Source organism: Methylocystis sp. sgz306128 (genome assembly GCF_056032725.1).
Map to the genome: position 1 here is coordinate 87240 of NZ_JBVYWO010000001.1, position 19404 is coordinate 106643.

20 protein-coding genes are annotated in these 19404 nt (G+C 64.8%); 7 read left to right on the top strand and 13 right to left on the bottom strand.

The features are described from left to right. Position 1: 1 nt before the first annotated feature. The 3 genes from AC0N03_RS00390 to tsaD are packed head-to-tail and all read right to left on the bottom strand — an operon-like array spanning position 2 to position 2523. Entirely contained in the window at positions 2-421 is a 420-nt protein-coding gene (locus tag AC0N03_RS00390) for an EVE domain-containing protein (RefSeq protein ID WP_474286382.1), read from the bottom strand. A 3-nt stretch (positions 422-424) separates the two neighbouring features. Beyond that, complete coding sequence (locus AC0N03_RS00395) at positions 425-1465, bottom strand: NAD(P)H-dependent glycerol-3-phosphate dehydrogenase (protein WP_474286383.1); 1041 nt, start codon at positions 1463-1465, stop codon at positions 425-427. After that, complete coding sequence (gene tsaD / locus AC0N03_RS00400) at positions 1465-2523, bottom strand: tRNA (adenosine(37)-N6)-threonylcarbamoyltransferase complex transferase subunit TsaD (protein WP_474287195.1); 1059 nt, start codon at positions 2521-2523, stop codon at positions 1465-1467. The genes AC0N03_RS00395 and tsaD overlap by 1 nt, the downstream gene beginning before the upstream one ends. Positions 2524-2615: 92 nt before the next feature. On the opposite strand from tsaD, the gene hemC reads away from it, so the two are divergent. Genes hemC through AC0N03_RS00420 form a run of 4 tightly spaced genes read left to right on the top strand, consistent with a single transcriptional unit; the run spans position 2616 to position 6746 of the window. Next, a complete protein-coding gene (gene hemC / locus AC0N03_RS00405; protein ID WP_474286384.1) occupies positions 2616-3545 on the top strand; it encodes a hydroxymethylbilane synthase in 930 nt (309 codons plus the stop codon). A gap of 9 nt (positions 3546-3554) precedes the next feature. Then, a complete protein-coding gene (locus AC0N03_RS00410) occupies positions 3555-4226 on the top strand; it encodes a uroporphyrinogen-III synthase (protein ID WP_474286385.1) in 672 nt (223 codons plus the stop codon). A gap of 60 nt (positions 4227-4286) precedes the next feature. Further along, positions 4287-5279, top strand: coding sequence for a COG4223 family protein (locus tag AC0N03_RS00415; protein ID WP_474286386.1), 993 nt, complete (start codon positions 4287-4289; stop codon positions 5277-5279). Positions 5280-5288: 9 nt separating this feature from the next. Continuing rightward, entirely contained in the window at positions 5289-6746 is a 1458-nt protein-coding gene (locus AC0N03_RS00420; protein ID WP_474286387.1) for a heme biosynthesis HemY N-terminal domain-containing protein, read from the top strand. On the opposite strand, the gene AC0N03_RS00425 is transcribed toward AC0N03_RS00420, so the two are convergent. After that, positions 6743-8032 carry a response regulator gene (locus AC0N03_RS00425; RefSeq protein WP_474286388.1) on the bottom strand — a complete coding sequence of 430 codons (1290 nt, stop codon included), beginning with the start codon at positions 8030-8032 and terminating at the stop codon, positions 6743-6745. The two genes, AC0N03_RS00420 and AC0N03_RS00425, sit on opposite strands and share 4 nt — an antisense overlap. A 316-nt stretch (positions 8033-8348) precedes the next feature. On the opposite strand from AC0N03_RS00425, the gene AC0N03_RS00430 reads away from it, so the two are divergent. Beyond that, positions 8349-9929, top strand: coding sequence for a peptide chain release factor 3 (locus AC0N03_RS00430; RefSeq protein WP_474286389.1), 1581 nt, complete (start codon positions 8349-8351; stop codon positions 9927-9929). A 185-nt stretch (positions 9930-10114) separates the two neighbouring features. Here the strand turns inward: AC0N03_RS00430 and bluB are convergent, their stop codons facing one another. Genes bluB through cobA form a run of 3 tightly spaced genes read right to left on the bottom strand, consistent with a single transcriptional unit; the run spans position 10115 to position 12872 of the window. Beyond that, entirely contained in the window at positions 10115-10765 is a 651-nt protein-coding gene (bluB, locus tag AC0N03_RS00435) for a 5,6-dimethylbenzimidazole synthase (protein ID WP_474286390.1), read from the bottom strand. Then, positions 10762-12075: a cobyrinate a,c-diamide synthase gene (locus tag AC0N03_RS00440; RefSeq protein WP_474286391.1), complete on the bottom strand. Its 1314-nt coding sequence runs from the start codon at positions 12073-12075 to the stop codon at positions 10762-10764. The genes bluB and AC0N03_RS00440 overlap by 4 nt, the downstream gene beginning before the upstream one ends. Beyond that, positions 12072-12872, bottom strand: a complete 801-nt coding sequence (gene cobA, locus AC0N03_RS00445) for a uroporphyrinogen-III C-methyltransferase (RefSeq protein ID WP_474286393.1) — start codon at positions 12870-12872, stop codon at positions 12072-12074. The genes AC0N03_RS00440 and cobA overlap by 4 nt, the downstream gene beginning before the upstream one ends. A gap of 86 nt (positions 12873-12958) precedes the next feature. Here cobA and AC0N03_RS00450 point away from each other — a divergent pair, with 86 nt between their 5' ends. Further along, on the top strand, positions 12959-14047 hold the full coding sequence (locus AC0N03_RS00450; RefSeq protein WP_474286394.1) for a cobalt-precorrin-5B (C(1))-methyltransferase: 1089 nt from the start codon (positions 12959-12961) through the stop codon (positions 14045-14047). A 113-nt stretch (positions 14048-14160) separates the two neighbouring features. On the opposite strand, the gene cobM is transcribed toward AC0N03_RS00450, so the two are convergent. Genes cobM through cbiE form a run of 3 tightly spaced genes read right to left on the bottom strand, consistent with a single transcriptional unit; the run spans position 14161 to position 16546 of the window. Continuing rightward, positions 14161-14952 (bottom strand): precorrin-4 C(11)-methyltransferase, encoded by a 792-nt coding sequence (gene cobM / locus AC0N03_RS00455; protein ID WP_474286395.1) that lies wholly within the window; start codon positions 14950-14952, stop codon positions 14161-14163. Then, complete coding sequence (locus AC0N03_RS00460; protein ID WP_474286396.1) at positions 14949-15347, bottom strand: cobalamin biosynthesis protein; 399 nt, start codon at positions 15345-15347, stop codon at positions 14949-14951. The genes cobM and AC0N03_RS00460 overlap by 4 nt, the downstream gene beginning before the upstream one ends. After that, complete coding sequence (gene cbiE / locus AC0N03_RS00465) at positions 15326-16546, bottom strand: precorrin-6y C5,15-methyltransferase (decarboxylating) subunit CbiE (protein WP_474286397.1); 1221 nt, start codon at positions 16544-16546, stop codon at positions 15326-15328. Before cbiE ends, AC0N03_RS00460 begins: the two co-directional genes overlap by 22 nt. 23 nt (positions 16547-16569) lie before the next feature. On the opposite strand from cbiE, the gene AC0N03_RS00470 reads away from it, so the two are divergent. Further along, a complete protein-coding gene (locus AC0N03_RS00470; RefSeq protein ID WP_474286398.1) occupies positions 16570-17307 on the top strand; it encodes a cobalt-precorrin-6A reductase in 738 nt (245 codons plus the stop codon). Here the strand turns inward: AC0N03_RS00470 and cobJ are convergent. Genes cobJ through AC0N03_RS00485 form a run of 3 tightly spaced genes read right to left on the bottom strand, consistent with a single transcriptional unit; the run spans position 17289 to position 19371 of the window. Then, the gene (cobJ, locus tag AC0N03_RS00475; protein ID WP_474286400.1) at positions 17289-18050 is read right to left on the bottom strand and encodes a precorrin-3B C(17)-methyltransferase; all 762 of its coding nucleotides are present in this window, start codon (positions 18048-18050) and stop codon (positions 17289-17291) included. The genes AC0N03_RS00470 and cobJ overlap by 19 nt on opposite strands. Further along, positions 18047-18796, bottom strand: coding sequence for a precorrin-2 C(20)-methyltransferase (locus tag AC0N03_RS00480; RefSeq protein ID WP_474286401.1), 750 nt, complete (start codon positions 18794-18796; stop codon positions 18047-18049). The genes cobJ and AC0N03_RS00480 overlap by 4 nt, the downstream gene beginning before the upstream one ends. A 2-nt stretch (positions 18797-18798) precedes the next feature. Then, a complete protein-coding gene (locus tag AC0N03_RS00485; protein WP_474287196.1) occupies positions 18799-19371 on the bottom strand; it encodes a precorrin-8X methylmutase in 573 nt (190 codons plus the stop codon). Positions 19372-19404: the final 33 nt, after the last annotated feature.

Consider the following 19404-nt stretch of genomic DNA (forward strand, 5'->3'; position numbering starts at 1 on the left):
TTCAGGGCTGCGTCTGGCCCATTGTGCAGATAAGCTGCCATTCCTCATCGCGCACGGGCTGCACGGAAAGCCGCGCGGATCTGAGCAGCGCCATATTGGCCAGAGCCGGTGTCTGCTTGATTTCGGCAAGGCTGACGGGCCGGATGAACGGCCGCAGAGCGCGCACATCCACCATGCCGAACTTGCCGGTTTCGTCGGACGGGTCAGGATAGAACAATTTGATCACCTCGACGATGCCAACAATCTCCTTGCCCTCGTTGGAATGATAGAAAAAAGCCGTATCGCCCAGTTTCATGGCCATCAGCTGCTGTTTGGCGAGATGGTTGCGCACGCCGTTCCAGAATGTGCCCTGCGGCCCGGCAGCGACCTGCTGTTCCCATGACCATTTGAACGGTTCGCTCTTGATCAGCCAATGTGCCATATCCTATCTGTCCTTTTCCTCTTCGGCGCGGGCGGGGCGGGTGAGCAGCGCCTCGATGGCGGCGTCTATGCCGAGGCGCCCGTCAAGAACGGCGTCCACGCTCAGGGTTATCGGCATATCTATCTGGCGCGCGCGGGCCATGGCGGCAAGAGCCTTGGCCGTATAGGCGCCTTCCGCCAGCTTGCCGCCGCCCAGAGCCTCGCTGACGCTCTGGCCCTGTCCAAGCCGCAGCCCAAGGCTGAAATTGCGTGATTGCGCCGAATTGCAGGTCAGAATCAAATCGCCAAGGCCGGAAAGGCCCATCAATGTCTCGCTGCGCGCGCCCAGAGCCCGGCCAAGGCGGGCGAGTTCCGCAAATCCGCGGGTGATCAGTGCGGCGCTGGCGCTGGCACCCAGTGCGCGTCCGCTGGCGATGCCGCTGGCGATGGCCAGCACATTCTTGGCGGAGCCACCGATTTCGGCGCCGCGCAGGTCGTCGGTGTGATAAAGCCGGAAGGTGGCAGAAGCCAGCCGCGCCGCAATCGCCCGCGCCAGCGGTTCGGCCTGGGCGGCCAGCGTGACCGCCGTGGGCAGGCCCTTGCCGACATCCGCGGCAAAACTCGGCCCCGAAAGCAGGGCAGGCGGGTTGGCGGGCAGTATGTCGGCCAGCACCTCGCTCATGAATTTGCCGCTCGCTTGTTCAAGCCCCTTTGCCGCGATCACAACCGGCACCTTTTCCGGGATGAACTGCGCCAGTTGTGTCAGCGCCGGGCGCAGGGCCTGCGCGGGAATGGCGGCAACCACAAGCGCGGCCGTGCGGATGATGTTCGGATCGGCGCTGATGCGCAGGCTCGCAGGCAGCGGCACGCCGGGCAGATAGGCCGTATTTTCGCCGCGCAGCGCGATTGTGTCGGCCTGAGCGGAGTCACGCAGCCAGAGCGCTGTGTGCTGGCCCGCCCGGACGCTGGCCAGCGCCAGCGCGGTGCCCCATGCGCCGCCGCCCAGCACGACGACGGGCCCGGATGCGAGCCTGCTTGCGGCATCTTGCCCGGCCTCGGCGCTCATCAGGCTTTTCCGTTGAGCGAGCGTTCGGCGCCCGGATCGAGCGGCCAGCGCGGGCGCGGCGCAAATGTCAGGTCATCGACAAGGCCGAGGCTGAGCCGCTCGATCCCCGCCCACGCAATCATCGCGCCGTTATCGGTGCAAAGCTGCGGCGCGGGCACGACCAGCGGCAGACCCACCTCATTGGTGAAGCGCGACATTGCCCGTTTGATGGCGCTGTTGGCGGCCACGCCGCCGGCCACGACCAGCGCGGTCGGCTGGCCGAGAATCTCGTGAAACTGGCGCAGGGCCGCGCGCACCCTGTCGGCGATGACATCGACAATCGCGGCCTGAAACGATGCGCAGAGATCGGCGACATCCTGCTCGCTCAGCGGCCCGCATTTTTCCGCCTCGATCCGCACGGCTGTCTTGAGGCCGGAAAGCGAGAAATCGGCGTTGGGGCGGCCCATCATCGGCCTTGGAAAAGCGAAGCGCTCCGGATCGCCATGCAGGGCGGCCGCCTCGACCCGCGGGCCGCCGGGATAGGGCAGGCCGAGCATCTTGGCGATCTTGTCGAAGGCCTCGCCGATGGCATCGTCCAGCGTCGTGCCGAGGCGCACATAGTCTCCAACGCCCCTGACCGCCAGCAACTGGGTATGGCCGCCCGAGACCAGCAGGAGCAGATAGGGAAAGGACAGCCCGTCGATCAACCGTGCCGTGAGAGCGTGCGCCTCAAGATGATTCACGGCGATGAAGGGCTTGCGCAATGCCAGTGCCAGCGCTTTTCCTGCCGTCAGCCCGACAATGACGCCGCCGATCAGCCCCGGCCCGGCGGCCGCTGCAATGCCGTCGAGATCGCGCAAGTCCATGCCCGCGTCATCAAGCGCGCGGCGAATCAGCCGGTCCAGCACATCGACATGGGCTCTGGCGGCAATTTCTGGCACGACGCCGCCATAGGCCGCATGTTCGGCGATCTGGCTCATCACCTCATTGGCGAGAATATCGCCGCCGCCGCCCGCCCGCAGGCCGACAATCGCCGCCGCGGTCTCGTCACAAGTGGTCTCCAGTCCCAGTACGCGCATCATAGCGGTTTACTTCGCCTCTTCGTTCGGACTAAATCCTACCCTATAAACACGCCCTGCCGAAACGCAACCCAAACAGCCGATCCGGAACCATGACTCTGACACATCCTTTGAAACTTGGCACGCGCGGCAGCCCTCTGGCGCTGGCGCAGGCGCATGAAACCCGCCAGCGCCTCGCCGAAGCCCACGGCATCGACCATGCCATGATCGAGATCGTCGTTATCAAGACGTCCGGCGACATGATCCGCGACCGCGCCTTGTCCGAGGCGGGCGGCAAGGGCCTGTTCACCAAGGAGCTCGATATCGCGCTTCTCGGCTTTGATATCGATTTTGCCGTACATTCGGCCAAGGACATGCCAACCCTTATGCCGGAGGGTATCGGTATTGCGGGCTACCTGCCGCGCGAGGACGCGCGCGATGTCTTTATTTCGGCGAAGGCTGCCGATCTGCGTGCTCTGCCCGAGGGCGCAAGCTTCGGCTCGGCCTCGCTGCGGCGTCAGGCACAGGCCATGCGCCTGCGGCCCGATCTCAGGCCCGCCTTGCTGCGCGGCAATGTCGAGACCCGTCTTGCCAAAGTCGAAAACGGCGAATGCGACTGCACCCTGCTTGCCCTGGCTGGCCTGAAGCGGCTTGGCCTTGCCCATCGCGCCACGGCGGTGCTGGATATTGCCGATTTCCTCCCCGCCGTGGGGCAGGGCGCAATCGCCATAACGGCGCGCAGCGGCGATTCATCGGTCGCGGCAGCGCTGGCGCCCGTTCTCGACGAGGAAACCGGCTTCGCGCTGGCCGCTGAGCGCGCCTTTCTTAAGGTGCTCGACGGCTCATGCCGTACGCCGATTGCCGGTCATGCGCGGCTGCATCACGGGCGGCTGCAACTGCACGGCGAAATTCTCTCCGTCGATGGCGCGCAGAGCTTCGATGTGGCGTTCATCGGTCATCCCAACGAGGCGGAGCGCCTTGGCGAGGATGCGGGCCGCGAATTGCTGCGGCGTATCCCCGAGGGGCTGCTGGCTCATTCCTGAGGAGCAAACATGCTGCTGCTGCTGACACGGCCCCTTGCCGAGGCACGGCGGACAGCGAGCCTGCTGCGGCAAAGCGGCCATGAAGCCGTGCTCTCGCCGGTGATCGGGATTGTGGCGCTGGAGCCGGTCTGGCCGCGATTGCGCCCCGAAGCTCTGATCGCCACCAGCGCGCATGCCTTCATCCGGCCGCTGCCGGAAATCTACCGCGACCTGCCGCTCTTTGTGGTGGGTGCTTCTCGCGGTGAGTGCGGCGGGCATCGCGGCGCCGTTCACGAGGCGCGCGGCAATCGTCATGCGCTGCTGGCATTGCTGCGCCAGTCGCCCTTCCGGCATTTTCTCTATCTGGCCGGGCGTCAGCGCAAACATGACCTTGAGCAGGATCTGGCTCAAACGGCGCAGGTTGACGTATGCGAGGTTTATGACGCCGCCGCCGCCGCGGGGCTGACGCCGCAGGCGCAAGAGGCCCTGCGCGAGGGCAGAATTGGCGCGGTGCTGCATTATTCGCGCCGCAGCGCCGAAATTTTTGTCGATCTGGCGCAGAAGGCCGGTCTCGCCGCTCAGTTGCGATCCGTCATGCATTATTGCCTCTCGGAGGATGTGGCGCAGCCGCTGCGCGCCGCCGGCCTTGATTGCGCCATAAGCGCGGAGCCGAATGAGCAGGCCCTTCTGGACCTGATTTGATTTTGGACATTTGCGCCGGGACCTGATCGGCTTATAAAGATGAAAAGAGGAAAAAGCGGAATGTCTGAAGACCAGAATGAATCCGTAGCCGGTCAGGTGCAGGACCAGAACAATGGTGATGTCCAGCCCGAAACGGCGGGCGAGGCGGCTCGTCCCGAGCGTCACAGAGGCTATGCGGGCGTGATCATTGCCGCCATTCTGGCTGGAGCGCTTGCCGGAGTGGGAACAGTGATCACGGCGCCTGTCTGGCTGCCGCATCTGCCCCTGCCTGTCTATGCATCGCTTGAGACGCGCTTTGCCCATATGGAACATGCCATAGCTTTGGTGCGCCAGCATCCGTCCGAGGCGGTTCAGGCCGATCTGAAGACGCTGGACGCGCGTCTGGCCGCTCTGGAGGCAAAAGCGGAGCAAGCGCCGGTGACGGCGCCGGCAATGGCCGATCCCGCATTGCAGGAGCGTATCGCCCGTCTTGAGGGGGCTGCTGCTGCCGCCAAGACAGAAATGCGCCTGCCGGGACAGCCGTCTGCCGCGGAAAATGCCGGGCCTTCGCTCCCGCTCGCCATTGCGCTCGATGCGCTCAACCAGCGGATCGCTGCCGATGCGTCATTTGCCGAGGCCTATAATGCCGCCGCCGCCCTTGGCGCGGATGCGACAGCCATGGCGGTCCTCAAGCCCTTCGCTGAAAAAGGCCTGCCCGATGCGAAAAGTCTGGGCAAGGAACTGGCCGCTCTGGTGCCGAAGCTCTTTCCCGAAGAGCCTGCGCCCGCCGGAATTCTGCCAAGGCTGTGGTTTCATGCGGCAAAGCTGGTGCGCGTCACGACCCGTCTGGCCGATCCGGGCGCAAGCCCTGAGGCTGTTGTCCGGCGTATGGGCGCGGCGATCGAGGCTGGCAACTGGGACGAGGTTGCCAGCCTGAATTCCTCGCTGCCGGAGGAGCTCCGCGCGAAAACAGCGCCGCTGATGGCGCGGGTTGAGGCCCGGCAAAATGCTGAAAAGGTCGCGCAGACCCTGCTGGATCAGGTGCTGAGCGGGCTGGCAGCCTCCAAGAACTAGGATTTTGTGATGCTGCGCCTGATAGTGTTTCTGATCATTTTGGCGGCAATCGCCCTGGGGATGAGCCTGCTGGCGGATCAGCCCGGCAATATCGCGCTCGACTGGGGCAATATCCATATCGAAACCTCGCTGCTCGTCGGCATTCTTGCTCTGGCCGTCGTCGTCATCGTGCTCGCGTCTGTCTGGAATCTGCTGCGATTCGTGCTGCATATTCCGTCGCTGGTTGGTCTTGCGCTTTCCGCACGCCACCGGGTGAAGGGTTATGCCGCGCTTTCACGCGGGCTGGTGGCGCTGGGCGCGGGTGACCAGAAGGCGGCACATCTGGCCGCGCGTGAAGCCGAGCGGCACCTCAGAGGCGCGCCCCTGACGCTGCTGCTGAAGGCGCAGGCCGCGCAGATGGCCGGCGACAGGCAGACCGCCGAGGCGACCTTCCGCGAAATGACGAATAATGCCGAAACACGGATTCTGGGCCTGCGCGGCCTGCATCTGGAAGCGCGGCGGCGCGGCGATATGGATGCCGCGCATGAACATGCCAAGGAGGCCGCGCGGCTTGCTGCCGTGCCCTGGGCATCCGAGGCCGCGCTGGATCATTTTACCGGAAAATCCGATTGGGCTGCAGCCTTGCAGGTTATCGACCGCAGTCTGGCCGCGCGCCATATTGAAAAGCCGCTCGCCAACCGCCAGCGCGCCGTGTTGCGTACGGCCATGGCGCTGGACATGGAACAATCTTCGCCGCAGGAGGCGTTGGCGCTGGCGCGTGAGGCAGCCCGTCTCGCGCCCGATCTTGAGCCGGCGAGCGCGCTCGCGGCGCGGCTCTATGTCCGTCAGCACGAGCCCAAAAAGGCGCGCAAGCTCATTGAAGCAGCCTGGAGCGTGACGCCGCACCCCGAGCTTGCCCGCATTTATCTCGACCTGCCGGGCGGCGACAAGGCCAGCGAGCGCCTCAGCCGGGCAGAGACTTTGCTCAGACTGACGCCGGACGCGCCCGAGGCGCGGCTTGCCCTGGCAAGAGCGGCGATATCCGCGCGGGATCTTTCCCGCGCCGAGGATGCGCTGGCGCCGCTGACGCGCCTTGATGGTGCAGAGCGGCCAACGCGCCGTGCCTGTCTGGCCAGAGCTGATCTGGAGGAGGCGCGCGGCAATGCCGGCGCGGCGCGCGAATGGCTGGCCCGCGCTGCCCGCGCGCCGCGAGACGAGGCCTGGATCGCCGACGGTTTCGTAACGGACGTCTGGGCGCCGGTATCGCCCCTGTCAGGCAGGCTGGACGCTTTCCGCTGGGCCCGCCCACAAGAGCAGATCGCGGAATTCGCCGATGACGTCCAGCCCGCAACCGCACCGCCGCCCGAGGCAAAGCCTGCTGCAGCCCCGGCCGTTCCGCTCAGCGCGCCGGTGATCTTCCCGCAATCGAACGCGCCGGATGATCCCGGCCCGGTGCTGGATGAAGAGGCACTGGCACGGATGCCCTAGCCGTTCTGCCGGACGGCCTCGCTCCGGCTCTTCGCGGAGTGCCTGAGTCTGGCCTGTTCCAGCGCGATGCCGGCTTCGGCGACGAGGTCCGTTTCGTGGCCGGGATTCGCGATGGCTGTGCCTATGACGCAGCCTCCGGCCATATCCTCGCTGGCGATTTCTCCTCCCGCCATGGCCGCAAGACGTGCCACAGCCTGACGCAGACGTTGCCTGAATGCGGCGGCATCGTCAGGGCAGGCCACATCGTGCTGAACTATAGCAAAAAGCCGCTCGTCAATCGGCGCAATCAGGTCGCAATCGCGGGCGGTCAGGGTCAGATGATCCTGTAGTATCGCGAGAAAAGCTGTATTTTTCGGCATATTCTTTGCGTTTTCCGGCGCTGGCAGGCTGAGGAGATGCAGTGCGACCGGTGTCTCGGCGCGCCGCCTTTGGCCAAACTCCCGGTTTATGTGCACACCCAGCGCCGCCAGCGAGATGAAATGCGGTTTGTGGACCGGCGGGGAAGAGGCCGTTTCAAGCTCAAGGGCGCTCGTCAGGATCAGATTGACGCGCCCATTCCGGTCGACCAGCGGCGCCTTGTAAATTCTGAGCCGGTGCAGAGTCCCTCCGGCATCCGGTGTCTGCTGTTCTTCGCCCAGCAAGCTCTCTGGAAACGCCGGCGGCGGGCTTGCTTTCGCGCCTTGCGGCTTCACCGAGGTCCGGGCGGGCTCCTCGCCGGCGAATTTTGTGAACGCACCGTTGCAGAAGACCAGTTGTCCGTCACCGTCACGGGCGCTGATCATCAGCGGCAGCGCCTCGATGAGTTGCAGCAGCTGGCGCTGGCTCTCCTGCCGGGCCTGATTCTCCGACAACCGGGCCGAGGCCAGATGCTCCTCCAGCAGCACAGCGCGCTTTTCCAGCAGGCGCTGATGATGGCGCAGCGACAGCAGATTGCGTGCCCGGGTGGCAAATTCGAGCTGATCTACGGGCGAACTGAGAAAATCCGTCGCTCCGGCCTCGAGAGCCGCCAGTTTCCACTCGCGCCGCGCGTGAATGGTTATGATGATCACCGGCACATCGGCGCAATGGGGCAAGAGTCGGAAGCGGCGCACGAATTCAGCGCCGTTCATCTGCGGCATGTTATAGTCGGTGATGACGAGATCCGGCGTTTGGCCGCGCATATGGTCAAGCGCCGCGGCGGCTGCGCTGAAGCATCTCACGTCAATCTCGTCCGCCAGATTCTGGGCGAAGCGCGAAAATATGGCCAGATTGGTCTGCCTGTCGTCGATCAGGATAATTCGTTGCATGACGGCTTCTTTTGAAGGGATGAGGCGAATAAGACGAAGCCGCGCCTAATTTCGTGAGAATTTCTTCGCTAAAATTTTAATCCCCTTTCGAATAGTCGGCATTGCAATCGGGTTCAGAGCACGCCATCTGAGGACAGCCGGGGTGGCTTTGCATTTTACGCAAGGCGCTGACAGGCTTCATCAGGCGTCTTTCCTGTCAATATGATTGACGTATCGGCGCAAGCCCTCTAACTCCCTGATCGGAATTCATGCTGGGCGACCGTGTTCTTCGCTGTCCGGGCGAAAGAACGGGACACCCTGAATCGAGTTGATAATTATGACGGAACTCACCGCTGCCGCCGCGCGGCGCAGAACTTTTGCTATCATTTCCCACCCGGACGCCGGCAAGACGACGCTGACCGAAAAGCTGCTGCTGTTCGGGGGCGCGATCCAGCTCGCCGGCGAGGTCAAGGCCAAGAAAAGCGGCGCGCAGACCCGTTCGGACTGGATGGGCATCGAGCGCGCGCGCGGTATTTCCGTCGTCACCTCGGTGATGACCTTTGAATACGGCGACTGCATCTTCAACCTGCTCGACACGCCCGGCCACGAGGACTTCTCGGAAGACACCTACCGCACGCTGACCGCAGTCGATTCGGCGGTGATGGTGATCGACGCGGCCAAGGGCATCGAGGCGCGTACGCGCAAGCTCTTTGAGGTGTGCCGTCTGCGCGATATTCCCATCGTCACGTTCATCAACAAGATGGATCGTGAGACGCGCAACCCCTTCGATCTGCTCGATGAGATCGAAAAGACGCTGGCGCTGGAGACAGCGCCCGTCACCTGGCCGATTGGCTCGGGCCGAAGCTTCGCCGGAACATTCGACCTGCGCCGCAATGAGGTGCGCCAGATCGACAAGGACGGCGATCCGATGCGCGTCTCCGGCCATGACGATCCGCGGGTGGCTGAGCTTCTGCCGGTGCAGGAGCGCGAGGACTGGCTCGGCGAGGTTTCTCTGGCGGTGGATGCCTGCGCTCCGTTTGATCTGGAGGCCTTTCGCGCCGGACATCTGACACCGGTGTTTTTCGGCTCGGCATTGCGCAATTTCGGCGTGAAGGATCTTATCGACGCGATGGCCGAGATTGCCCCGCCGCCGCGAAGCCAGCAGGCCAGCACCCGTCTGGTCGAGGCGGATGAAGAGAAAATGACCGGTTTTGTGTTCAAGATTCAGGCCAATATGGACCCGAACCACCGCGACCGTATCGCTTTCATCCGCGTCTGTTCCGGCAAGCTCTCGCGCGGCATGAAGGCAAAGCTCGTTCGCACCGGCAAGCCGATGAGCCTCAACGCGCCGCAGTTCTTTTTCGCGCGCAACCGCGCCATTGCCGACGAGGCCTATGCGGGCGACGTGGTGGGCCTGCCCAATCACGGCACGCTTCGCATCGGCGACACGCTGACCGAGGGCGAGGACATCGTCTTTCGCGGTGTGCCAAGCTTCGCGCCGGAAATCATCAAGCGCGTCACCCTGCAGGACCCGATGAAAGCCAAGAAGCTGAAGGAAGCGCTTCAGCAGCTTGCCGAGGAAGGCGTGGTGCAGGTCTTCCTGCCGCGCGACGGCGGCCCGGCGATGGTCGGCATTGTCGGTGCGCTGCAATTGGACGTGCTGCTGGAGCGCCTGCGCGAGGAATATGGCCTGCCGATCGCCTATGAGCAGACCCGTTTCTCGCTCTGTCGCTGGATCACGTCCGACGACAAGCTGGAGCTTGCCAAATTCATCGACCAGAATGGCTCTGCCATCGCCGATGACCTCGACGGCGCGCCGGTCTTTCTCTCGCCATCGGCTTTCTCGCTCAATTACGATCAGGAGCGCTGGCCGAAGATTACCTTCTCCGACATCAAGGATTATCAGGCCGAGGGCTGAGGGGGCTGTTCGTGTGTCCCTTCTCCCTCCGGGGAAGGACAGGGCGCCTCTTCGTCATTGCGAGCAAAGCGAAGCAATCCAGACGAACGCAACGGATGGCGTCGCTCACGCCCGCCATGACGCCCCTCACCCCAACCCTCTCCCCGCAGGCGGGGAGAGGGAAATTGCGTGCCAACACGCCACGCTCACCGCACCAGCACGTCCCGCCCCAGATCTGTGCGCTGCTGCCAACCGCTGCGCACCAGTTCGGGGTCGGGGTGTTCCTCTTCCGGCCAGCCGATGCACAGATAGGCGATCAGTTTCCAGTCTTCCGGTACGGCAAGGGATCGCGCCGCCGCGCCCGGATCGAGGATCGACACCCAGCCAAGGCCGAGGCCGCTGGCGCGGGCTGCCAGCCAGAGCGAAGTGATCATGCTCACCACCGAATAATCCAGCATTTCCGGCATGGTGCGCCGTCCTAAGCCGCCGCCTTGCGCGGTGCCCCGGTCGCAGAAACAGGCCAGTTGCACCGGGGCTGCATCCATGCCTGCAAGCTTCAGACGAGCATAAAGGGCCGCGCGCTCGCCCTGTTGCTCGGCCAGAGCCGCGGCATTGCTCGCCTCGAAATTGGCGCGCAGAGCCGCCCGCGCGGAGGCGCTTTCCACCCGCACCCAGCGCCAGGGCTGGCTGTTGCCCACCGACGGCGCCAGTTGCGCCATATCGAGAAGCTGTTCGATCAGGGCAGGTTCGACAGGATCGGGCCTGAAACGGCGCACATCGCGCCGCCAGATCAGCAGATCCTTGAGCTTGCTTTGAAAATCCGTATCAAAATCAGGTTTCATGGCGGTTTCCATCATGGCACGGCCGCAATCAGATGAAAGAATGAACCAGTTACGCGCCCGCGCTGGCTGCCCGCCGGTACAGGCGCGCTGCCGTAGGCGTCGAGAACTTCAGCAAAGGGCTTGTCGCCGCCAAGGTCAACCACGCTGGCATAGTGAAATTCATGGCCGCGAAAGCGCGCGCCGCGGCTGCCCAGCGCGCCGTCGCCCAGCAGGGCCGCGTCGCGGTAGCCAAGCTGCATCTTGCGCTTTGCGAAACTTGTGGAAACACCGAGAAGCCCCGCCATGCGATGTGTCTCGCCTTTGGCGTCGATCAGGCTTTGCCCGAGCGCCATATAGCCGCCGCACTCGCCATGCACCGGACGGCTGGCAGCAAAATGCGTGAGCCGCTCGCGGAAATGGCTGGCGGCGGCCAGCTTTCCGGCATGGAGTTCGGGATAGCCGCCCGGCAGCCAGCAGATATCGGCCGTTTCATCAGGCCCTTCATTGGCAAGGGGCGAAAAGGGCAGTATCTGCGCGCCCATCCGCCGCCATTGGCTGAGGATATGCGGATAAATGAAGGAAAAGGCGGCATCCTGCGCCAGCGCGATGCGCTGGCCGGGCGGCGGCAGGGCCGGAAGGCTCCCGGCTTCGCCAAACAGCAGCGGCGCGGCGATAGCCTGAATTCTGCCCAGATCAGCATGGGCTTCGATAAAATCGGCCATCGCTTCGAGCCGCGCATCGAGATCGGCGGTTTCGCCTGCCTGAACAAGGCCCAGATGCCGTTCCGGCAGGACGATGGCATCGTTTTTCGGCAGGCTGCCCAGAATGGGCAGTCCGAGCGCCTCGATCGCGCCGCCGGCGAGACGCAGATGGCGCGGGCTGCCAACCCGGTTAAGAATAACGCCGGCAATGCGGATGCGCGGATCATAGCTCATGCAGCCTTTGACGATGGCCGCCGCCGATTGCGCCTGTCCGGTCACATCGAGAACAAGCAGGACGGGCAGGCCGAGCGCCGCAGCGACATCCGCGGAGGCGCCGCTGCGACCGCTTTCGGCGGGGACGCCGTCGAACAGGCCCATCGAGGCTTCGAGAATGAGAAGGTCGCATTCCGCCGCGCTCTCGCGCGCCAGCGCCCGGACAAGTGCCGGCGGCATCGCCCATGTATCGAGGTTGAAGCTGGGGCTATGCGTCGCGGCGCTGTGAAAGGCCGGATCGATATAGTCCGGCCCGCATTTGGCGCCGCGCACGCGCTGGCCAAGACGCGTCAGGGCCCGCATGAGGCCAAGGCTCAGCGTCGTCTTGCCGCTGCCCGATTTCGGCGCGGCGATCAGCAGTCCGCGGCTCATGCGCCCTCCAGCGTGATGGCGAGGGGCGCGAGCGCCGCGCGCAGGCGCACGATCTCGCCGATGGCGACAATGGCGGGCGCTTCAAAGCCATGCGCCTCGACTTCGGCCACGGCCTGCCCAAGGCTGGTGACGAGCACGCGCTGCTCGGGGGTGGTGGCTCTGGCCACCAGCGCCACGGGCGTATCGGGAGCAAGCCCGCCCGACATCAGCGCGGGAATGATCTGCGGCAGGTTGGACATGGCCATGTACAGGATGATCGGCAGCCCGGCGCGCGCCATATTGGCCCAGTCTTCCGGGCGCACGGTGCCTTCGGCATTATGTCCGGTGGCCAGAATCACGCCTGCATTGGTGTCACGTGTTGTGGCGGGAATGGCTGCATAGGCAAGACCGCCAAGACCGGACGTGACGCCCGGCACCACGCGGAAAGGAATGCCCGCCCTGACCAGTTCCAGCGCCTCTTCGCCGCCGCGCCCGAAAACGAACGGATCTCCGCCTTTCAGGCGCAGCACGCGCTTGCCTTCGCGCGCCAGTTCTATGAGGCGCAGGGTGATGTCCTTTTGCAGATGCGAGGGCCGTCCGCCGCGCTTTCCGGCAAATTCAAGCTGTACTTCGGGCCGGGCAAGGCTCAGGATCTGCTCGCCGACCAGCGCGTCATAGACAAGCACGTCGGCCTGCCGCAATGCGTTGACGGCATGGAGCGTGAGCAGGCCGATGTCGCCCGGTCCCGCACCAACCAGCCAGACCGTGCCGGGGGCAAACAGGGGCAGGCCCTGAAGGATTGTTTCATGCGGGCTCATGCCAGAGCGCCTTTCGTCAGGTTTGCGTCCGCGCCAGCGGCGGCAAAAAGGCTTTGCGCTGCGCTCATCCTTGGGTATGAAACCTTATGAGCGAAAAATTCGACACCTCGCACCTGCGCCGCGGCTGGACGACGGGCGCCTGCGCCACGGCTGCCGCCAAGGCGGCTTATGCGGCTTTGCTCACTGGCCATTTTCCCGATCCGGTCACCATCACGCTGCCCAGCGGCGCTGAGGTGGATTTTGCGCTGGCGCGGCACGAAAGCGGACAAGGGTTCGCGCTGGCCGGAATCATCAAGGATGCGGGCGACGATCCCGATGTCACGCATGGCGCGCTGATCATTGCAAAGGTCAGCTTCGGCCCGCAGGGCAGCGGCGTGCAGTTCCGCGCCGGCCCCGGGGTCGGCACGGTGACGCGTCAGGGCCTGCCTCTGCCGCCGGGCGAACCGGCCATCAATCCGGTGCCGCGCGCCATGATGCGTCTGGCCATCAGCCAGGTGGCCGGGGCTTTGGGCACCAATGGCGATGTTGTCATCGAAATATCCGTTCCGCATGGCGAGAAGCTCGCGGAACGCACGCTCAATGGCCGTCTTGGCATCATTGGCGGCCTGTCCATTCTCGGCACAACAGGCATTGTCGTGCCGTTCTCCTGCGCGGCCTGGATCAATTCCATCCATCGCGGCATCGATGTCGCCAAGGGCATGGGCCTGACCCATGTCGCCGGCGCCACCGGCTCCACGTCCGAGGCCGCCGTGCAGAAACTCTATGATCTTCCCGAACAGGCGCTGATCGACATGGGCGATTTTGTCGGCGGCATGCTCAAATATCTGCGCAAGCAGCCGGTGGAGCGCGTCACCATCGCGGGCGGCATGGGCAAGATGACCAAGCTGGCGCAGGGCCTGCTTGACCTGCACTCGCGCCGGGGCGAGGTCGATCTCGATTTTCTCGCTGGTCTCGTGGCCGATGCGGCCCTCGCCGACGCTATCCGCAATGCCAATTCCGCCAAACATGCGTTTGAACTCGCCGCCGCAGCGCATGTGGACATTGCCGCAGAGGTTGTCCGTCACGGCTGGCAGACTGCGGCCAAGGCGCTGCACACGCCCTGCCTGCTGGAGGTTGTGGTTTTTGACCGCTCCGGAGGGCTGCTGGCGCGCCACGCGCAGAGGGTCGAGGGCTAGAACCCGTTGAACGTTGGCGCGGCCAGCCGTGTACGTTCCCTTGCTCCATTTTGAGGGTGAAAGGGTGAAGGAAAGCGCGCTGCGGCTGAATGTCAGGACGACGGAAGCCGGCTTCATTCCGCTCCCTCCCCGGCCGGTTCGCCCCAGCGTGTGCCGCCCCTGAAACGACGGCGGTAATCGACGCTGTAGAGAGCGCTCTCGCGGAAATCCGGACGGCCCAGCGAAGGGCCGACAAAGATCAGCGCCGTGCGCTCCATCGGGTCTTGCGCGGCGCGCGCCGCAATCGTGCCCAGCGTTCCGCGCAGGACGCGCTCGTCCGGCCAACTGGCGCGAAACACAATCGCCACCGGACAGTCCGGCCCATAGAAGGGTGTCAGCCGCTCCACCACATTGTCCAACGCATGAATGGCCAGATGAATGGCGAGTGTCGTGCCGCTCTGGGCGAAGGTTTCCAGCTTTTCGCGCTCCGGCATGGCCGAGGCGCGCCCTGAAATCCGGGTCAGCACCAGCGATTGCGCCACTTCCGGCATGGTGAGTTCCTGACCCAGCACCGCCGCCGCTGCCGCGAAGGACGGCACTCCCGGCGTGACGCTGTAGGCAATGCCGAGCTTTTCCAGCCGCCGGATCTGCTCGCCCATGGCGCTCCAGATCGAAAGATCGCCCGAATGCAGCCGCGCAACATCTTCCCCCGCTGCATGGGCGCGGGCAAATTCAGTCTCTATCTCGTCAAGGCTCATCGGGGCTGTATCGATGATCCGCGCGCCCGGCGGGCAATGGGCCAGAAGCTCCTGTGGCACCAGCGAGCCGGCATAAAGGCAAACCGGACATTTGGCCAGCAGGTCGCGGCCGCGCAGGGTGATCAGATCTGCCGCGCCGGGGCCGGCGCCGATGAAATGGACGCTCATGTGCGGGACTCCCTCATGGCAATGGCGCAAGTGGCCCGGGCGTTGGCAATGCGCGGCAGAACAAGACGCGCGCCGGTACCCGCGCCCGCCAGCGCGGCGGCTTCGGAGACCGACTCAAGCCCATAGAGCCGTGCGGCCTTGGATGAGCGCGTCACCACATGCGCCATCTGCCCGGCCAGCGCGGTGCGGGGCAGAAAATGCAGCGGCATGTTCAGCAGTTTCGCGGCTTCCAGCAATCCCGTTTCGTCCTGCTTATCCGATAGTGAAAATAAATGCGGCTCGCCCTCGATCGCGGCAAGGACAAGCGCTTCGCGCACCAATGCCGCAATTTCCGCGCCGGGGCAATGTTTTCGGCAGCCGAGTCCTATCGCGATCATGACTTGGTGACCATCCATTGCACCACCGGCATGGCGGCGCGCCAGCCGTGGAAGCCGCCAACTGCATCAGCCTCGGCAAGCTGCACCTGTACCATCCGCCCGCCATATTGACGAAATCGGGCGGTCAGTTCGGCCTGAGTTTCCAGCGTCACGGCATTGACCACCATCCGGCCGCCGCTTTTGAGCGCGCGATAGGCTACGTCGATCACGCCGGCCCGCGTGGCGCCGCCGCCAATGAAAATGGCATCGGGGGCGGGCAGGCCTTCCAGCACATCCGGGGCGCTGCCGGTGATGATGGCAAGATCGGGCGCGCCCAGTTCAAGTGCATTGGCCCGGATATTGGCAGCGCGCGCCGCGCTCTGCTCGATGGCAATGGCGGCAAGGCTCTCGTCGCGCAGCATCCATTCGATGGCGATCGAACCCGATCCGGCCCCGATGTCCCAGAGAAGCTCGTGCCGGCGCGGCGCAAGCGCGCCGAGCGTGATTGCCCGCATATCGCGTTTGGTGATCTGGCCGTCATGAACGAACCATGCGTCGGGCAGGCCAGCGCTTGCCGGGATGATCCGGGCATCCGCATCGGCCACAACCTCCAGCGCGATGGTGTTGAGCGCGTCGATCTGCACCTGGGCAAAATCCGGCGCGTTCAGTTCCGCCGCATGGGCGCGCAGAATACGCTCCTGAGGCCCGCCCATGCGCGCCAGAATAGTGAGTTTCGAGCCGCCCATGCCGCGTCTGACCAGCAACCGGGCGAGTTTGTGCGGTGTCGTCCCATCCCATGACAGGGCCAGAATGCGCGCGCCGGGCTGAAGATGGCGGATGATCCGCTCCAGCGGGCGGCCATGCAGCGTGATCAAAGTGCAATCCTGCTGCGCCCAGCCAAGGCGGCTGGCGGCAAGGCTGAAAGCGGAAGTGGCCGGAAAGCAGGTCATTTCTTCCGCGCCGATGTGCCGGGCCAGCACCGAGCCGATGCCGTAGAAGAACGGATCGCCGCTGGCGAGCACCACGACAGGCTCGCCCCGGCGCGCCAGAATGGCGGGATAGGCGGCCTCGATGGGCGAGGGCCAGCACAATGTCTCGGCCTGCGTTTTGCCGATAAGCGACAGATGCCGCGCGCCGCCGACGATGAGCCGGGCTTGATCAAGCGCCCGTTCTGCGGCAGGAGAGAGAGAGGCGCGGCCATCCTCGTTCAGGCCGATCAGGGTCAGCCAGGGGTTCATGAGCCAGCCTCCGGAGCAGTTGCATGAAATGTCTCATTCTCGGCGGCACGACGGAAGCCTCTGAACTTGCGCGCAGGCTCGACGCGCGCGGTGCGCCCTTCATTCTGTCGCTTGCCGGCGCCACGCAACGCCCAAGCCAGCCTGTGCCATTCCGCATGGGCGGATTTGGCGGCATCGACGGGCTTGTCGCCTATATCAGGGCCGAAGGCATCAGCCACATCATTGATGCAACCCACCCTTTTGCGCAGCAGATGTCCGCTCATGCCTTTGCGGCGGCGCAGGCCGCGCAGGTGCCGCTCGTGCAGCTTTCGCGTCCCGGTTGGTTGCGTCAGCCCGGCGACCGCTGGACCGAGGTCGCGGATACACAGGCCGCCGCCGCTGCGCTGGGAGAAGCTCCGCGCCGGGTGTTCCTCAGCCATGGCAAGGACATCGGCCCCTTCGCCGCGCTTGCGCAGCATGTCTATCTGATCCGCACCATCGATCCGCCGGAGGGACTGGAGCTTTTGCCGCAGCGCAAGCTCATTCTGGCGCGCGGGCCGTTTGATCTGGCCGGCGAGCGCGCCTTGCTGCAGGGCGAGCGCATCGATGTCGTCGTCACCAAGAACAGCGGCGGCAAAGCCACCTATGCCAAGATCGAGGCGGCGCGCGAACTGGGTTTGCCGGTGATCATGATCCGCCGGCCCGCGCCGCAGCCTTGTCCGCAGGCGGCAGATGTCGCCGGCGCGCTGGACTGGCTCGCGGCTCACGGCTTTACTCCATAGGAACGCGGCGTCAGCAGCCAGGGCGCTGCATTGGGCCGTGCGATCCAGCGGCTTTCGGACGAGCCGATGATGACAAGCGTGCTCATGTCGACGAGGCTGGTATCCGCCTCGCCGAGCGTGGTGAGGTGGAGCCGCTCATCGGGCCGCCCGACGGCGCGGGCAAAGGCGACCGGCGTGCGCGCGTCCTTGACGAGATTAAGCAGCGCGAAGGCCTCGGCGATGCGCTGCGGCCGCGCTTTCGATGCCGGATTATAGAGTGCGATGACAAAATCGCCCTGCGCGGCGGTGACGAGCCGCTTCTCAATTATATCCCAGGGCTTGAGATTGTCGGAGAGCGAGATGACGCAAAAATCATGACCAAGCGGCGCGCCCAGCCGCGCTGCTGCTGCCTGCATCGCGGAAATGCCGGGGATAATGTGCAGATCAAGCTCCCGCCATGGCTTCGGCCCGGCATCGATCGCTTCGAGCACCGCCGCCGACATGGCGAAAACACCGGGATCGCCGCCCGAGACCACGGCGACCTGTCTGCCGCTCAGCGCCAGTTCGATGGCATGGCGCGCGCGCTCCAGTTCGACGCGGTTGTCGGACGCATGGATGGTCTGGCCCTCGCGCGGACTGATCCGCCCCGTATAGGCCGAATAGCCGATAATGTCGGTTACGCTGTGCAGCGCATCCTGTGCTTCCGGCACGATCCAGTGATCCGGGCCGGGGCCGAGGCCGATGATGAATAGCTTGCCGCTCATGGATTTTGCCCATTGTCTGGCCTGCGCCCCTGGCCCGGAATCAGGATGATCGAGAAATAGGGCGCGGTTCCGTCTGTCTTCTGTGCCAGCGGCACCACCTTTTCTTCCGGCATGGCGCCGCGCTCGACATAAATGGCGCGGTTGAGCAGGCCGGCTTCAGCGATGGCAGCGCGGATCTTGGGAAAGTTCTGGCCGATTTTCATGATCACGGCGGCATCGGTCGCCATGAGGCGCGCGACAAGTTCGTCCTGCGGCAGCGTGCCCGGCAGCACCGTGAGAATGTCGTCGCCCCAGGTCATCGGTTCTCCCGCCGCTGTCCAGCAGCCGGACATGCCGGTGACGGCGGGCACGATGGTGACGGGAAAGCGCGTCCGCAGCCGGATATAGAGATGCATGAACGAGCCATAGAACAGCGGGTCGCCCTCGCACAGCAGCGCGACGTCTTCTCCGGCTTCCAGCAGCGCGGCGAGGCGCGCGGCGGACTCCTCATAAAAACCCGCCAGCTGGCTGTTGTAATCGGCTTCGGCGAAGTGAATCTCGGTCGTTACCGGATAAAGTAACGGTATTTCATTGGTGCCCGGCGCAATATGCGGATCGGCGATGGTGCGGGCATGGCCGCGCCGTCCCTGCTTGGCGAAATAGGCGATATGCTTTGCTCCCTGCAGAAGGCGCAACGCCTTCAGTGTGAGCAGTTCCGGATCGCCCGGGCCAAGACCAATGCCGTAGAGACGGCCAAACGCGTTCATTCTCATTCCTTCGCACTGGCAAGCGCATTGATGGCCGCTGCCGTCATGGCGCTGCCGCCCTTTCGGCCGCGAACCACGATGCAGGGCGCGCGACCGTCCTCGATCAGCGCCTCCTTCGACTCGGCTGCGCCGATAAAGCCCACCGGTATGCCGATGACAAGAGCGGGCGGCGCGACGCCCTCGTCAAGCAGTTCAAATAGCCGGTAAAGCGCGGTGGGCGCATTGCCTATTGCGACAACAGAACCGGGCAGCATGTCGCGCCATAACTCCATTGCCGCCGCCGTGCGGGTGGTGCCGAGCTTTTCAGCCAATGCGGGCACGCGCGGATCGTCCAGCGTACAGATGACGGCATTGTTGACGGGCAGGCGATTGCGCGTGACGCCATGGGCCACCATCTTCGCGTCGCACAGGATCGGCGCGCCGCGCTCCAGCGCCGCTATGCCGGCCCGGGCGGCTCCGGGCGAAAAGAAAATATCGGCGGCCGCTTCCACCATGCCGCAGGAATGGATGATGCGCACGGCGACGCGCTCCTCTTCCGGTGTGAAGCGGGCAAGATCGGCCTCCGCGCGGATCATGGCAAAGGAACGGCGGTATATTTCCGCGCCGTC